Source organism: Streptomyces chlorus (assembly GCF_042655885.1).
GTDB classification, from domain to species: Bacteria; Actinomycetota; Actinomycetes; order Streptomycetales; family Streptomycetaceae; genus Streptomyces; species Streptomyces chlorus.
In genome coordinates this window covers 319918-335155 of record NZ_JBHSOA010000042.1, presented here as the reverse complement: position 1 = coordinate 335155, position 15238 = coordinate 319918, and the positions used below count along the sequence as shown (strand labels likewise).

Annotated in this window: 16 protein-coding genes; 6 read left to right on the top strand and 10 right to left on the bottom strand. The window is 70.3% G+C overall.

The annotated features are described in order from the left end of the window. Positions 1–928: hypothetical protein (locus tag ACFPZI_RS20720; RefSeq protein ID WP_381364974.1), on the bottom strand; the 928-nt coding region annotated here is incomplete at its 3' end. A gap of 79 nt (positions 929–1007) precedes the next feature. Between ACFPZI_RS20720 and ACFPZI_RS20715 the strand changes: the two genes are divergently transcribed. The 4 genes from ACFPZI_RS20715 (at position 1008) to recX (ending at position 4821) form a co-directional block, all read left to right on the top strand. Beyond that, positions 1008–1202 (top strand): DUF3046 domain-containing protein, encoded by a 195-nt coding sequence (locus ACFPZI_RS20715; protein ID WP_381364972.1) that lies wholly within the window; start codon positions 1008–1010, stop codon positions 1200–1202. A gap of 59 nt (positions 1203–1261) precedes the next feature. Continuing rightward, the gene (locus ACFPZI_RS20710; RefSeq protein WP_381364971.1) at positions 1262–2554 is read left to right on the top strand and encodes an AI-2E family transporter; all 1293 of its coding nucleotides are present in this window, start codon (positions 1262–1264) and stop codon (positions 2552–2554) included. 296 nt (positions 2555–2850) lie between these two features. Further along, the gene (gene recA / locus ACFPZI_RS20705) at positions 2851–3984 is read left to right on the top strand and encodes a recombinase RecA (RefSeq protein ID WP_381364969.1); all 1134 of its coding nucleotides are present in this window, start codon (positions 2851–2853) and stop codon (positions 3982–3984) included. 3 nt (positions 3985–3987) lie between these two features. Continuing rightward, on the top strand, positions 3988–4821 hold the full coding sequence (gene recX, locus ACFPZI_RS20700; protein ID WP_381364967.1) for a recombination regulator RecX: 834 nt from the start codon (positions 3988–3990) through the stop codon (positions 4819–4821). Positions 4822–4830: 9 nt separating this feature from the next. On the opposite strand, the gene ACFPZI_RS20695 is transcribed toward recX, so the two are convergent. The 8 genes from ACFPZI_RS20695 to ACFPZI_RS20660 form a co-directional block, all read right to left on the bottom strand. Next, a complete protein-coding gene (locus tag ACFPZI_RS20695) occupies positions 4831–5241 on the bottom strand; it encodes a rhodanese-like domain-containing protein (RefSeq protein ID WP_381364965.1) in 411 nt (136 codons plus the stop codon). Further along, positions 5238–5843 carry a cupin domain-containing protein gene (locus tag ACFPZI_RS20690; RefSeq protein ID WP_381364963.1) on the bottom strand — a complete coding sequence of 202 codons (606 nt, stop codon included), beginning with the start codon at positions 5841–5843 and terminating at the stop codon, positions 5238–5240. Before ACFPZI_RS20690 ends, ACFPZI_RS20695 begins: the two co-directional genes overlap by 4 nt. A gap of 91 nt (positions 5844–5934) precedes the next feature. Continuing rightward, positions 5935–5982 carry a hypothetical protein gene (locus tag ACFPZI_RS20685; protein WP_381365008.1) on the bottom strand — a complete coding sequence of 16 codons (48 nt, stop codon included), beginning with the start codon at positions 5980–5982 and terminating at the stop codon, positions 5935–5937. A gap of 429 nt (positions 5983–6411) precedes the next feature. Next, entirely contained in the window at positions 6412–8070 is a 1659-nt protein-coding gene (locus ACFPZI_RS20680) for an FAD-dependent monooxygenase (protein WP_381364961.1), read from the bottom strand. Positions 8071–8373: 303 nt separating this feature from the next. Continuing rightward, positions 8374–9282 carry an amino acid ABC transporter permease gene (locus ACFPZI_RS20675; RefSeq protein WP_381364959.1) on the bottom strand — a complete coding sequence of 303 codons (909 nt, stop codon included), beginning with the start codon at positions 9280–9282 and terminating at the stop codon, positions 8374–8376. After that, positions 9279–9956 (bottom strand): amino acid ABC transporter permease, encoded by a 678-nt coding sequence (locus tag ACFPZI_RS20670; RefSeq protein WP_381364957.1) that lies wholly within the window; start codon positions 9954–9956, stop codon positions 9279–9281. The genes ACFPZI_RS20675 and ACFPZI_RS20670 overlap by 4 nt, the downstream gene beginning before the upstream one ends. Positions 9957–10070: 114 nt before the next feature. Then, positions 10071–10919 carry a glutamate ABC transporter substrate-binding protein gene (locus tag ACFPZI_RS20665; RefSeq protein WP_381364956.1) on the bottom strand — a complete coding sequence of 283 codons (849 nt, stop codon included), beginning with the start codon at positions 10917–10919 and terminating at the stop codon, positions 10071–10073. 110 nt (positions 10920–11029) lie between these two features. After that, positions 11030–11806 (bottom strand): amino acid ABC transporter ATP-binding protein, encoded by a 777-nt coding sequence (locus ACFPZI_RS20660; protein WP_381364954.1) that lies wholly within the window; start codon positions 11804–11806, stop codon positions 11030–11032. Between the two features lie 297 nt (positions 11807–12103). Here ACFPZI_RS20660 and ACFPZI_RS20655 point away from each other — a divergent pair, with 297 nt between their 5' ends. Continuing rightward, positions 12104–12790 carry a response regulator transcription factor gene (locus ACFPZI_RS20655; RefSeq protein ID WP_381364952.1) on the top strand — a complete coding sequence of 229 codons (687 nt, stop codon included), beginning with the start codon at positions 12104–12106 and terminating at the stop codon, positions 12788–12790. Between the two features lie 15 nt (positions 12791–12805). Continuing rightward, on the top strand, positions 12806–14239 hold the full coding sequence (locus ACFPZI_RS20650; protein ID WP_381364950.1) for a sensor histidine kinase: 1434 nt from the start codon (positions 12806–12808) through the stop codon (positions 14237–14239). Here ACFPZI_RS20650 and ACFPZI_RS20645 read toward each other — a convergent pair. After that, a complete protein-coding gene (locus ACFPZI_RS20645) occupies positions 14218–15213 on the bottom strand; it encodes a TAXI family TRAP transporter solute-binding subunit (protein WP_381364948.1) in 996 nt (331 codons plus the stop codon). The two genes, ACFPZI_RS20650 and ACFPZI_RS20645, sit on opposite strands and share 22 nt — an antisense overlap. Between the last annotated feature and the right edge of the window lie 25 nt (positions 15214–15238).

Below are 15238 nucleotides of genomic sequence, written 5' to 3'. Positions count from 1 at the left end.
CGGTCGCGCGGCCGTACGCCGTGAGCGTGCGCAGTGCGTCGACGGTCACCATCGGGCGGGCCTCCAGGGCGGGGGCGGGCGCCCACTGGCGCCACCGTACGGGCCAGCCGCCGTCCTCCTGCTGCTCGGCCGTGAGGTGGTCCAGCGAGCGTGACATCTCCTCGTCGGTGAACCACGCGCGTGCGAGGGAACGCGGTGTCCGCGCGTAGTCGTGCGGGAAGTGGTGCTCGCCCGGAGCGTAATCCGGCGCGACCGGGTACGCGCCGAGGTCGTCCGGGTCGAGCGCCGCGAGCCGCCGATCGCGCACCAGGCGGCCCAGTCGGTCGGCGGCGGCCTGCGCGCGCGGGCGGTCGGGGACCGAGTCCAGGAAGGTGACGGCGGCCCGGATCTCGTAGGGGTGGCTGTGCTCCAGCGACTCGACGGCTTGCCAGCAGAAGTCCGTGGCCCGGAACAGCCAGGCGTGCCACACGTTGTTGCGGTGCAGCAGCCCCACCACCGGCCCGGTGGCCAGGAGCTCACCGGCCGGGTCGTCCACGACCGGCACGAAGGGGGCCGTAGGGTAGCCGCGCTGAGCGGGAAGGATCACCGGCAGCGCGCCGTCCGCTGTGGACACCGACGTCAGGTAGTCGCACACGTGCTCCACGCGCGTGCCGCCGCAGCGGCCGACGGCGTCCAGGACGTGCAGGGCGTGGGCGGTGTGCAGCGGCTGGCTGACCGGCCCCCGCAGGTCGGGCTCCAGCGCGTGCCCGTATCCGCCGTCCTCGTTGCGGTAGGCGTCCAGCGCCCGCTCCACCGGGTCGGCACCGCCCTCGAGGAAGTGGTGGGCGAAGAGCCGCTGCTCGAGCACCCGCGCGGTGAGCCAGACGAACCGTTCCGCACGCGCGAGCGGGGTGTTCGGGGGGTGGGGGACGGGTTCGGGTGTGGGCATGGATCCGACCGTAGGCGCACAGCGGTGCCGGCGGGCGGTCCCCGCCCCGGCTCACCCCCGCGGGCGGGATACTGGGGGCATGCGGTTGACGGTCTTCTGGGAACGGATGGCGGAGCACTTCGGTAGGGGCCATGCCGACACCTTCGCGCGCGATCACGTCATGTCGGAACTCGGCGGGCGCACCGTGCACGAGGCACTGGGGGCCGGCTGGGCCGCCAAGGACGTCTGGCAGGTGGTCTGCGCGGTGATGGAGGTTCCCCGGGAAAAGCGCTGATCGTCACAGAGACCGCCAGGAGGCAGACGGCTGCCTGTGGCGTGGGCGAGACTTGCCCCGTGGCACCCACTGAAGAGATTGGGCAGGCAGCCCAGCATCCCTCCGCGCCAGGCACGCCGCCGCACCCCGGCTCTCCGGTGAGCCCCGCGGCCCCGCCGCCCGGCTTCCGCATGCCGCGGTGGCTGCCGCGTGCCATGGTGCTCGCGCTCGCGCTGATCGCCCTGTTCCAGCTGGGCAGCTGGGCCTTCCACGAGCTCACCGGTCTGCTGATCAACATTCTCATCGCGTTCTTCCTGGCGCTCGCCGTCGAGCCCGCGGTGAGCTGGATGGCCGCGCGCGGGGTGCGCCGGGGGCTGGGCACCTTCCTGGTCTTCCTGGGGGTGCTGATCGCGGCGGCGGGCTTCGTCACGCTGCTTGGATCCATGCTGGCGGGACAGATCATCAAGATCGTCGAGGACTTCCCGGAGTACCTCGACTCCGTCATCAACTGGATCAACACGCACTTCCACACCGAGCTGCGGCGGGTGGACATCCAGGAGGGACTGCTCCGCTCCGACTGGCTGCGCAACTACGTGCAGAACAGTGCCACCGGCGTCCTGGACGTCTCCACGCAGGTCCTCGGGGGCCTCTTCCAGCTGCTGACCATCGGGCTGTTCTCGTTCTACTTCGCCGCCGACGGCCCGCGGCTGCGCCGCGCCATCTGCTCCGTACTGCCGCCCGCGCGCCAGGCCGAGGTGCTGCGCGCGTGGGAGATCGCCGTGAACAAGACCGGCGGTTACCTGTACTCGCGCGGACTGATGGCGCTGGTCTCCGGCATGGCCCACTACGTGCTGCTGGAGATTCTCGAGGTGCCCTACGCACCCGTGCTCGCCGTGTGGGTGGGCCTGGTGTCGCAGTTCATCCCCACCATCGGCACGTACCTCGCGGGCGCCCTGCCCATGCTGATCGCCTTCACGGTCGACCCCTGGTACGCGCTGTGGGTACTGATCTTCGTGGTGATCTACCAGCAGTTCGAGAACTACGTACTGCAGCCCAAGCTGACCGCGAGGACCGTCGACATCCACCCGGCGGTCGCCTTCGGCTCGGTCGTCATGGGCACTGCCCTGCTCGGCGCCGTCGGCGCGCTGATCGCCATTCCCGCGGTCGCCACCCTCCAGGCGTTCCTGGGCGCGTACGTGAAGCGCTACGACGTCACCGACGACCCCCGCGTGCACGGCCACCGCGGAACAGGCCCCGGTGATGGCGGTCCCGGCTCCGGCGAGCGGCGGACCCCCGTCATCCGCGCTCGGCACCTCTGGGCGCGCCGACCGGGCTCGGCGCGCCCCAGGGGCGGGGACACCGAGGACTCCTGAGCTCGGCAGACGGCTTCAGCATCCGGTCGGGGCCGACGACGTGAACCGTTGGCTCCGACCAGATGCAGGAGGGTGGATGACTCGTGAGGGTGGCGGGGGATGCGCTTGACACAAAAATCGAACATCTATTCTTATGGGAGTGCCGGTGAGTCCCGAACGTGGGTGTTGTGACCCGATTCAGGCAGGATTGGTCCCTGGTTGTCCACAGGCTGGAGGTGCGTCGGAGCGCGTTGTCAGTGGCAGGCGCTAGCGTCATTGACGTGAAGCGATCGACTCAAGCAAATCGGGTGGAACCCATGGCAGGAACCGACCGCGAGAAGGCGCTCGACGCCGCACTCGCACAAATTGAACGGCAATTCGGCAAGGGCGCGGTCATGCGCATGGGTGACCGGACGAACGAGCCCATCGAGGTCATCCCGACCGGGTCGACCGCGCTCGACGTGGCCCTCGGCGTCGGCGGCCTGCCCCGCGGCCGTGTGGTGGAGGTCTACGGGCCGGAGTCCTCCGGCAAGACGACCCTGACCCTGCACGCGGTGGCCAACGCGCAGAGGGCCGGCGGCCAGGTCGCCTTCGTGGACGCGGAGCACGCCCTCGACCCCGAGTACGCGAAGAAGCTCGGCGTCGACATCGACAACCTGATCCTGTCCCAGCCGGACAATGGCGAGCAGGCGCTGGAGATCGTGGACATGCTGGTCCGCTCCGGCGCCCTCGACCTCATCGTGATCGACTCCGTCGCGGCGCTGGTGCCGAGGGCGGAGATCGAGGGTGAGATGGGCGACTCGCACGTGGGTCTGCAGGCCCGTCTGATGAGCCAGGCGCTGCGGAAGATCACCAGTGCGCTCAACCAGTCGAAGACCACCGCGATCTTCATCAACCAGCTGCGCGAGAAGATCGGTGTGATGTTCGGCTCGCCGGAGACCACGACCGGTGGCCGGGCGCTGAAGTTCTACGCCTCGGTGCGTCTGGACATCCGCCGGATCGAGACGCTGAAGGACGGCACCGACGCGGTCGGCAACCGCACCCGTGTCAAGGTCGTCAAGAACAAGGTGGCGCCGCCCTTCAAGCAGGCCGAGTTCGACATCCTCTACGGCCACGGCATCAGCCGTGAGGGCGGCCTGATCGACATGGGTGTGGAGCACGGCTTCGTCCGCAAGGCCGGCGCCTGGTACACGTACGAGGGCGACCAGCTCGGCCAGGGCAAGGAGAACTCCCGCAACTTCCTCAAGGACAATCCCGACCTCGCCGACGAGATCGAGAAGAAGATCCTGAAGAAGCTCGGCATCGGCGTGCAGACCGAGGAGCCGGCCGGTGAGAAGAGCGCGGATGCTGCCGGCACCGCCGCTCCGGCCGAGGCGGCCGCGACTCCGGCTCCGGCCTCGGCCCCGGCGGCCAAGACCACCAAGTCCAAGGCCGCCGCGGTCAAGAGCTGACCCGTGACCCGACGAACCGACTGGGCCGACTACGAGTTCTCCGCTTCCGGCGCCCCACGGGGGGCGGGCACCGGAAGCGGCGACGACCCGGCCACGAACGGTGACACGGTGTACGGGGACGTCAACGGCGGGGACGGCTTCTTTGGCGACTTCTCCAGTGAGGACCCGGGCGGTGGCCGGCGTGGCGCCGGGTCCCGTCGTGCAGAGGGCTCACGGGGGAGCGGCTCGCGTGACGGCGGGCCGCGTGGTGGACGCAGACGCCGGGCTTTCGGCGAGGCGGCCGCAGCGGACGGGGACGACTCCTCCTCACCGAGGGCCGAGCGGGAGGAGTCTCCGGGGGACCCGGTCGAGCGGGCACGGGCGATCTGTCTGCGCCTGCTCACCGGGACCCCGCGCACCCGGAAACAGCTCGCCGACGCCTTGCGCAAACGGGAGATCCCGGACGAGGCCGCCGAGGAGGTGCTGTCCCGGTTCGAAGAGGTCGGACTGATCAACGACGGCGCCTTCGCGGACGCCTGGGTCGAGTCCCGGCACCACGGCCGGGGCCTGGCACGGCGAGCCCTTGCCCAGGAGCTGCGGACCAAGGGCGTCGACTCCACGCTGATCGACGCGGCCGTCTCCCAGCTCGACTCCGAACAGGAAGCGAACACCGCGCGCGAGCTCGTCGCCCGCAAACTGCGCTCCACCCGCGGACTCGACCGAGACAAGCGGATCCGCCGCCTCGCCGGCATGCTCGCCCGCAAGGGCTACCCCGAGGGCCTCGCCCTGCGCGTGGTCCGGCAGGCGCTGGAGGAAGAGGGCGAGGACACGGAGTTCCTGGAGGACGGCGGGTACTGAGAGCCCGCTCTACGTCCGTACCGGCAGTCCCGCCGCCCGCCAGGCCTGGAAGCCGCCGATCAGATCGGTGGCCCGATGGAGTCCCAGCCGGTGCAGGGATTCCGCGGCCAGGCTGGAGGCGTAGCCCTCGTTGCAGATCACGACGAAGCGCAGGTCATGACCGGTCGCCTCGGGGAGGCGATGACTTCCCTGAGGGTCGAGACGCCACTCCAGTTCGTTGCGCTCGACGACGAGGGCACCGGGGATCGTCCCGTCCCGGTCGCGCAGGGCCGCGTAGCGGATGTCGACCAGCAGGGCTTCCCCGTCGCGGGCGGCCTCGTGGGCGGGGGCCGGCTCGATGCGTTCGTAGCCCGCGCGGACCCGCTCCAGCAGCTCGTCGATCACCGGGGCGTCGACGGCCCTCTCCGGTGCCCCGCTCACTGCCAGTCCGCCGGGCGCTCGACCTGCTCCAGGCGCAGTGTCGGGCCGGTGCGGCTGTACCGGCGCATCAGGGGGAGCGGCGGGTGGTAGGCGTGCACGGAGACCGCGTGGTGCTCCGGGGACTCGTTGAGCACCTCGTGCACGTGGTGGCGGCCGAAGGCGCAGCCCTGGCCTGCCGCCAGCCGGCGCTCCCGGTCCACGCCGTCGTTCAGCTCCAGCGTCTTCCAGCCGTCGGTGGGGAGCCGCACGGAGAGCGCGTTCTCCTTCAGCTCACCCGACGCGGTCATGAAGGCCCCGAGGGATTCCCCGTGGTCGTGCCAGCCGGTGCCCGTGCCGGGCGGCCAGCCGATCAGCCAGGCCTCGCTGCCTGCGGGACCGTCGAGCCGTACCCAGGTGCGGCCCTCCGGATCGAGCGGCAGTGAGGCGACCAGCTCGGCGTCGGCGGCGACGCGTCGTACGAAGTCGAGGAGTTCCGCCTGCGAGGGGTCGGCGGCAGGGATGGAGTCCGTACCCGGGGCAGTGGTCGGGCCGGGAGCCGCACCGGACGCGGAGACCGCGGGAGACGTGGAGAGAGCAGGGGAGAGCGCAGGGGAAGCAGACACGTGGCACCGTCCTGAAGAAAGGTTCGCGGAGCGCGCACGGCAGCAGCGGCAGGGAAACGGCGCGCGGCGCGTGGGGAGGGAAAACGCGAGTTCAGAAGGACGGGCGACACACGCAGCCCACATAGCGGAGGAGGTCCATATGGACCCTCCGCCACAGGCGCACACAGGTGTCGGTCACGGACCGGAGTACACCACGACGCCGCGCACGGGATCAACTCGTCGTCAACATGCGGACAGCCGCGGTCACTGCGGCAATGACGAGCCGGCGGGACGCCGCGCGCCGGGACACATCGGGACCGGGGCGGGACGACGTGCGCCGCGGCGCGACAGGACTTGACACCGGATCATCGCGCCGCAGCACCCGGCACAGGCCCCCGCCCTCCAGCTCCCGTGCGGGCGGACCACCAGTGCCCGGCGGGAGGCCGTGTGCCGGGGAGTGTCGGGACCGAGCCGGGACGCCGTGCGCCGGAGCGGCGACAGGATCCGACGCCGATCGTCCGCGCCGCCTCATCCGGCACAGGGCCCTCCCACCAGCTTCCGTGCGGGCGGACCACCAGTGCCCGGAACCTCAGCGCGAGCCCGCGCCGGTACCGGCGTTGGCTCCGGCCCTCGCTCCCGCCCCTGCCCCGGCATCCGCCCCTGCGGCCTCCGCCTCCGCCGAAGCCGGTCCGCCGACCGCCGTCTCGGCCGCCGTGTACAGGGACGCCGGACGGACCCCGCTCAGTGCCGTGACCAGGTGCCCGTCGGGGCGTACCAGCAGCACGGTGTGGGCCGCCGCCCCCGGATAGCTCTCCGCGACCAGAAGCTCGGCCGGGTGCGGCAGCGCCGCCACCGCCGACGCGAGCCGGGGCATGATCCCGGCGGACACCCAGTGCCTGCGCTCCCACACCCCGGTGCCCGGCGCGATCAGCACCACCAGCAGTGCCCCCCGGCCGAGCCGGCCCCGCAGCCGGACGAAGGTGCCGTCCTCCGCCGTGACCCGTACATCGGTGACCGGTGCCCCGACCGGAGTGTCCACGGGGACCTCGCCCTCGAGAAGCGGAGGCGTGAGGGGTGAGTCGGTGTGCACGCCCGGCGCGCCCAGCACCCCCTGTCCCAGATGCCCCTCCACCAGGAGCGTGTCATGACCGCGAGCAGCGCCGGGGACGTAGCAACGCAGGCCTTTGCCGCCCCGTACCAGCGGCAACGCCTGGTCGGCGGCGCGCAGCCGGGCGGAGACGATCGCCCTGCGCTCCGTCTGGTAACTGTCGAGCAGCGCTTCGTGCGGACCGTGGTGCCAGGCCAGGGCCAGCTTCCAGGCCAGGTTGTCGGCGTCGCGGAGACCCTCGTCCAGCCCGTGCGTGCCCAGGGCGCCGAGCAGATGCGCGGCGTCCCCGGCGAGGAACACACGGCCGGACCGCCAGCGCCGGGCGAGCCGGTGGTGGACGGCGTGCACCCCGGTGTCGAGCAGTTCGTACGGCGGTGTCGGGCCGCCAGCCCAGCCGGCCAGGGTCTCCCGAACCCTGTCGAGGAGCAGCTCGGGGGTGACCAGTTCCTTGCCCGGCGGCATCAGCCAGTCCAGCCGCCACACGCCGTCCGGCAGCGGGCGCGCGCTGATCTCCCCGGCGAAGGGGCCGGAGGTGCGCCACGGTGGCATCCGGTGCAGCAACGCTTCTGAGGGCCAGGGCAGCTCTGTATGCAGCGCGGCCACGGCGTGACGTTCCACCGCCGTGCGGCCGGGGAAGCGGATGTCCTGGAGCTTGCGCACGGTGGAGCGGGGGCCGTCGCAGCCGACCAGATAGCTGCCGCGCCACCAGGTGCCGCCGGTGCCGCGGGTGTGCGCGGTGACGCCGGAGGGCTCCTGTTCGAGGGAGTCCAGACGGCTGTCCACGACGACCTTGACGAGCCGCTCGCCGACGAGAGCCGCGCGCAGGGCGCCGGTCAGGACGTGCTGGGCGATGTGCACGGGGCCGGGTTCGGTGTCGTCGAAGGCGATCTCATGTGTCACCTGCTTGCGCCGCATCGACCGCCATCCGGCCCATGGTGAACCGGCGGCGGCGAGCGGCATCCCGGTCAGCCGTTTGACGAGTTCCGTGGTGTCCTCGCGGAGTACGACGGAGCGCGCGGGACGCGGTTCGTCCTTGCCCAGCCCCTCGTCGAGGACCACGCACGGCACCTCCTGACGCGCCAGCGCCAGGGCGAGCGTGAGCCCGACGGGCCCCGCTCCGACGATGATCACCGGGTCCACGGCGCGACGCCCCCTGCTCGAAGTGACGTCCGAAGGGACGGGGAGGAACAGGAAGAGGCAGCAGGGTGCGCGATCACAGAACGTATGCAACCTATTGCCGGTGCTTGCGTCAAGTGACCGAAGGCCGGTGGCGATCATGAAGTCGGGCGGGGCTCGTCACACCACTTGACTGTTCATCACATGAGTCCGGTTCGCACCGTTCGTTCGCACCGGTGGTGCGGGCCGGCCCCTGGCATGACTGTGGCCCGCCGGGCAACGGCGGGCCACAGTCATGCCAGGGGCCGGCGCACAGGAGGGCGTGCGTCAGACAGTGCCGCCCGCGCCGGTCCCGTAGGTGCCACCGACCTCGGCCGCGTTCAGGTCGTCTACCTTGTCGGCGCCGAGCACCGCACCCGTGCTGCGCTTGCTGCGGCGCAGCCGCGCCTCGAGCCAGGAGGCGAAGGAGGTGATGAGGAAGTTCAGGACGATGAAGATGATCGCCACGACGATGAAGCTCTGGACGACGTTGGCGTAGTTGGCCGCGAGCGTGCCACGCGCGTTCAGCAGTTCGGTGAAGCCGAGCATCACGCCGCCCAGTGCGGTGTCCTTCACGATGACGACCAGCTGGGTCACGATCGCGGGGAGCATCACGGTGACGGCCTGCGGCAGCAGGATGCTGGACATCGTCTGGCCCTTGCGCAGGCCGATCGCCTGGGCCGCCTCCGTCTGCCCCTTGGGCAGGGCCAGGATGCCGGCCCGGACGACCTCGGCGAGGACCGACGCGTTGTAGAGCACCAGACCGGTGATGACCGCGTACATGGGCCGGTCCGAGGTGCTGACGTCCGTGGAGCGGGCGAAGAACTCGTTGGCGAACAGCATCAGCAGCAGCACCGGGATGGCCCGGAAGAACTCCACCACCGTGCCGGCCGAAGCCCGCACCCACCGGTGGTCGGACATCCGGGCGATGCCGAGGACCGCCCCCAGCGGCAGCGCCATGACCATGGCCAGTCCCGCGGCCTTGAGAGTGTCGACGAGGCCGGGCAGCAGATACGTCGTCCAGGCCTCGGACTCGGTGAACGGCTTCCACAGGGTCCATTCCAGCTGGCCCTTGTCGTCCATCGTCAGGTAGACCCACCACAGGACGAGGGCCATGAGGACGACGGACACGACCGAGAAGATGACATTGCGCCGCTTGGCCCGGGGGCCGGGGGCGTCGTACAGAACGGAGGTCACCGCTTCACCGCCAGTCGCTTGCTCAGCCAGCCGAGGAACAGGCCGGTGGGCAGGGTCAGTACCACGAATCCGAAGGCGAAGACCGCGCCGATGAGCAGCGTCTGTGCCTCGTTCTCGATCATTTCCTTCATCAGCAGAGCAGCCTCCGCCACACCGATCGCGGCCGCCACCGTCGTGTTCTTGGTCAGCGCGATCAGCACGTTCGCAAGCGGTCCGATCACCGCGCGGAACGCCTGCGGCAGCACGATCAGCCCGAGCACCTGCGAGAAGTTCAGACCGATGGCGCGGGCCGCCTCGGCCTGCCCGACGGGCACGGTGTTGATGCCGGAGCGCAGCGCCTCGCAGACGAAGGCCGCGGTGTAGGCGGACAGACCGAGCACCGCGAGGCGGAAGCCCTGGAGCGCGAAGTCGTCGGGCGCGCCCATGGTCATGCCGAAGATGTCGGCGAGACCGAGCGAGGTGAAGACGATGATGACCGTCAGGGGGATGTTCCGGACGATGTTCACATAAGCGGTGCCGAACCCTCGCAGCAGGGGGACGGGGCTGACTCGCATCGCCGCCAGCAGAGTGCCCCCGACCAGGGAGGCGATGCCCGAGAGCACGGTGAGCTTCACCGTCATCCAGAAGGCACCCAACAAGGTTGGATCGTTGTAGTCAGAAATGAAGTCGAACACGATCTCCCGCGCTTCCGGGTGTGTGGCGTACGTGGCGGACGCGGCGCGCCGCCGCCCTGATCGCGACGGACGGCGGCACGCCTTCAGAACCCCGCGTTACGGACGGCCCTGGGCTTACTTGACGAGGTCGCCGATCTTCGGGGCCGGCTCGTTCTTGTACTCGGCCGGGCCGAAGTTCGCCTCGACCGCCTTGTCCCAGGCCTTGTCGCCGACCATCTTCTCCAGCGCGTCATTGATCTTGTTCACGGTCTCGGTGTCGCCCTTCTTGACACCGATGCCGTAGTTCTCGTTGCTCAGCTTCAGACCGGCGAGCTTGAACTTGCCCTTGTACTGGTCCTGCGAGGCGTAGCCGGCGAGGATCGAGTCGTCGGTGGTCAGCGCGTCCACGGCACCGCTCTGCAGCGCGGCGACGCACTCCGAGTAGGTGCCGAGCTCCCTGAGCTGGGCCTTCGGAGCGAAGTCCTTCTTGACGTTCTGCGCCGAGGTCGACCCGGCCACGGAACAGAGCTTCTTGTCGTTGAGGTCCGTGGCGTCGGAGATGTCCGAGTCCGCCTTCACCAGCAGGTCCTGGTGGGCCAGCAGGTACGGGCCGGCGAAGTCGACCTTCTGGGCGCGCTCGTCGTTGATGGAGTAGGTCGCCGCGATGAACTTCACGTCACCGCGCGCGAGGGCGTTCTCGCGGTCGGCGCTCTTGGTCTCGATCCACTCGATCTGGTCGGCCTCGTAGCCGAGTTCCTTGGCGACGTAGGTCGCGACGTCCACGTCGAAGCCGGCGAAGGAGCCGTCCGGCGTCTTCAGGCCGAGACCGGGCTGGTCGTACTTGATACCGATCTTGATCTTGTCGCCGCCCCCGGAGCCGGAGGACGAGGCGTTGTCGCCGCTGTCGTCGCCGCCGCAGGCGGTGGCGGTCAGGGCGAGGGCGAGCACGGCGGCCGAGGCGGCGGTGACCTTGCGGAGCTTCATGGTGGACATCCTTTTGACTGGTGAGGTGATGCGGCCCGTGTGCGGGTGAGGTGATGCGGCCCCGGCCATCCGGTGACGTACGTCGTCCGAGCGCCAGGCGCAGGACGACGTCAGTGGTGAAGGATCTTCGACAGGAAGTCCTTGGCGCGGTCGCTGCGCGGGTTGCTGAAGAACTGGTCCGGCGTTGCCTCTTCGACAATGCGGCCGTCCGCCATGAACACCACGCGGTTGGCGGCAGAACGGGCGAAGCCCATCTCGTGGGTCACGACGATCATGGTCATGCCGTCGCGGGCGAGCTGCTGCATGACCTCCAGGACCTCGTTGATCATCTCCGGGTCGAGCGCCGACGTCGGCTCGTCGAAGAGCATGACCTTGGGCTCCATCGCCAGGGCCCGCGCGATGGCGACACGCTGCTGCTGGCCGCCGGAGAGCTGCGCGGGGTACTTCTCGGCCTGCGCGCCCACGCCGACCCGATCGAGCAGGGCGCGGGCCCGCTCCTCGGCGGCCTTCTTGTCCTTCTTGCGAACCTTGACCTGGCCCAGCGTCACGTTCTCGAGCACGGTCTTGTGCGCGAAGAGGTTGAAGGACTGGAAGACCATGCCCACGTCGGCCCGCAGCCGGGCGAGCTCCTTGCCCTCGTGCGGCAGGGGCTTGCCGTCGATCGCGATCGACCCGTCGTCGATCGTCTCCAGACGGTTGATGGCGCGGCACAGGGTGGACTTCCCGGACCCGGAGGGCCCGATGACGACGACGACTTCGCCGCGGGCGATCGTCAGGTCGATGTCCTGGAGTACGTGCAACGCGCCGAAATGCTTGTTGACGCTCTTCAGGACGACCAGATCGCCGGTCGCGGCCACATCTTCCTCGGCCACCGATACTTCGGTCATCGCTCTCTGGCTCCGTCCTCCTCGATTTGGGAGGACAGTAGTAACCCTTCAGTCCCGCGTCATCACATCTGAGGGGAATCTGAGCATCACGATCCGATAGCAATCGGACACGTGTCGTAGTACTTGTGAGCAGGGCTCATTTCGTCCGGGTAACGGTACCGAAGAGCAACCGGAACCCTCTTGACGCCATCCTCGTTCATCGGCGTCACTGCAAGGTGCGCACGCGTGTGCACACGTTTTTCTCCACGCTTTTCTACACACTCGGGTCGTACGGCCGATGAACCGAAGGGGGACCGGATGAGACTGCTTCTCGTCGAGGACGACAACCACGTCGCCGCCGCCCTGTCGGCCGTCCTGGCGCGACACGGCTTCGACGTCACCCACGCGCGCAACGGTGAGGAGGCTCTCCAGGCGCTCGTCCCCGACGCCGACGGCTTCGGTGTCGTCCTCCTCGACCTGGGCCTGCCCGACCAGGACGGCTACGAGGTGTGCGGCAAGATCCGCAAACGCACCGGCACCCCGGTCATCATGGTCACCGCCCGCGCCGACGTGCGCTCCCGCATCCACGGCCTGAACCTCGGCGCCGACGACTACGTGGTCAAGCCCTACGACACGGGCGAACTGCTCGCCCGGATCCACGCCGTCAGTCGGCGCACCGTCCAGGAGGGCGCCCCCAGCGGCGGCGAGACCGAGCTGCTGCTCGGCTCCGTGCGCATCGAACTGCCGACCCGGCAGGTCAGCGTGAACGGTGCGGTCGTCCCACTGACCCGCAAGGAGTTCGATCTGCTGGCCCTGCTCGCCCAGCGCCCCGGGGTCGTCTTCCGCCGCGAGCAGATCATCAGCGAGGTGTGGCGCACCAGTTGGGAGGGGACCGGGCGCACCCTGGAGGTGCACGTCGCCTCCCTGCGCGCGAAGCTGCGCATGCCGGCCCTCATCGAGACCGTGCGCGGAGTCGGCTACCGGCTCGTAGAGCCCGCGGCCTAGGGCGGGCCGGTCCGGGTGCACACACGTCTGCTGCCGCTGCTCATCGTCCTGATGGCGGCCGTCCTGCTCGCCCTCGGCGTCCCGCTCGCGGTCAGCCTGGCGCGCGCGCAGCAGCAGCAGGTCATTGTCGACCGGATCGACGACACGGCGCGCTTCGCGGCCCTCGCCCAGTTCGTCACCGAACCCGCGGGCTTCGGCACCGGAGACGTCAACGAGCGCCGGGAGACCCTCAGCAGCGAACTCCACAGTTACTACGAGGTGTACGGCATCCGGGCCGGCGTCTTCCACCGCAACGACGTCCCGATGGCACACGCGCTGGACGACTGGTTCCTGCCCAGCACGGGTGAGGTGCGCGGCGCCTTCCAGGAGGCGCTGCTCAGCCGCCGCAGCCACGACCCCGAGCAGGTGTGGCCCTGGGAGCGGCGCAGTCTCGTGGTGGCCTCGCCGGTCATCCGGGACGGTGACGTCGTCGCCGTCGTCGTCACCGATTCGCCCACCGGGCCCATGCGGTCCCGCATCCTGCGGGGCTGGCTGCTCATCGCGGCGGGCGAGGCGGCCGCGATGCTGCTGGCCGTCGGCGCGGCCCTCCGGCTGGCCGGCTGGGTGCTCAAGCCCGTACGGGTCCTGGACGCCACCACGCACGACATCGCCACCGGGCGGCTGAAGTCCAGGGTCGCGGTGGCCGGCGGACCGCCGGAACTGCGCAGGCTCGCCCGGTCGTTCAACGAGATGGCGGACAACGTCGAGAGCGTGCTGGAGCAGCAGCGCGCCTTCGTCGCCGATGCCTCCCACCAGCTGCGCAACCCGCTCTCGGCACTGCTCCTGCGCATCGAACTGCTCGCCCTGGAACTGCCCGAGGGCAACGAGGAGATCGCCTCGGTCCAGGGCGAGGGCAGGCGTTTCGCACAGGTCCTGGACGACCTGCTCGATCTGGCGTTGGCCGAGCACAGCGAGGCCCAGCTCCAGATCACCGACATCGGCGCTCTGGCCGCCGAACGCGTGGCGGCGTGGTCGCCCACCGCCGAGGCCAAGGGCGTCCTGCTGACCGGGGACTGCCCGCCGACCACGGCGTGGGCGGACCCGGTAGCCCTCTCCAGTGCACTGGACGCGGTCATCGACAACGCGGTGAAGTTCACGCCCGAGGACCGGACCGTCGAGGTGGCCGTCGCCTCCAACGGCGACACCTCCACCGTCGTCGTCACCGACAACGGCCCCGGTCTGACCGACGAGGAGCTGGCCCGCGTCGGCGACCGCTTCTGGCGCAGTTCACGGCACCAGAACATCAAGGGCTCCGGCCTCGGTCTGTCCATCTCCCGCGCCCTGCTCACGGCGGGCGGCGGCTCGATCGCGTACGCCCGGCACGAGCCGCACGGGCTGACGGTGAGGGTGACGGTGCCGAGGAGCGCCCCCACGGGCGAGACAACGGTTCAGGGCTTGACGGACCGGTAGTACCGGCGCGCGCCGTCGTGCAGCCGGAGCGGGTCGGTGTAGATCGCGGTGCGTACGTCGACGAGCTGGGCGGAGTGGACGTGTGCCCCGATGCCGTCCCGGCTCTTGAGCACGATCCGGGTCAGCCACTCGGTGAGCCGGGGGTCCGTGTCCGCCCGGGTGATCAGCAGATTGGACACGGCCATCGTCGGGACGGGCGAGCCGTGCTGGCTGCCGGGGTAGGCCGACTCCGGCATGTTGGTGGCACGGTAGTAGCGCGTGGCGCCGTCCTGTTTGTGCAACTGGGCGACCAGGTCGGCCGTGATCGGCACGAACCGGAGGCCGGCGTCCTCGGACAGTGTGCGCAGGCCGTCGGTGGGCAGCCCGCCCGACCAGAAGAACGCGTCCAGCCCCTGCCCGAGCCGCCCGGGGCCGGTGTCGATGCCGTCCGCGAAGGGCCTGATGTCCTTCTCCGGGTCGATGCCGGCCGTCCTGAGCACCCGGTTGGCGATGAGCCGGACACCCGACTTGGGCGGCCCTATGGCGACCCTCTTGCCCCGCAGATCGGCGACGGAGCGGATGCCGGAGCCGGGCGGGACCACGAGCTGCACATAGTCGTCGTAGAGACGGGCGACCCCGCGCAGCCCGTCGGCCCCCCGCGCACCGCTCAGCTTGTACGTCTGCACCGCATCGGCGGCGGCGATCGCGAAGTCCACCTGCCCGGTCGCCACGCGCCGCACGTTCTCCTGCGAACCGTCGCTCGTCAGCAGCCGCACTTCGAGATCGGGCATGTGTTTACTCAGCGATGTGCGCAGAAGCTCCCCGTACTTCTGGTAGACCCCCGCGCGTGTGCCCGTGCTCAGCGTGACCGTCCCGCGCGGCGGATCCTCGCTCCAGGGCGCCAGCCACCACAGCAGCAGCCCGAGCGCCACGAGGCCGGCGACCGCGCCCCGCAGGACCCGGCGCCTGCCGATACGGGACAGCGCGATGGACATGTGCGCGATCCTGCCAGCCCGTGCG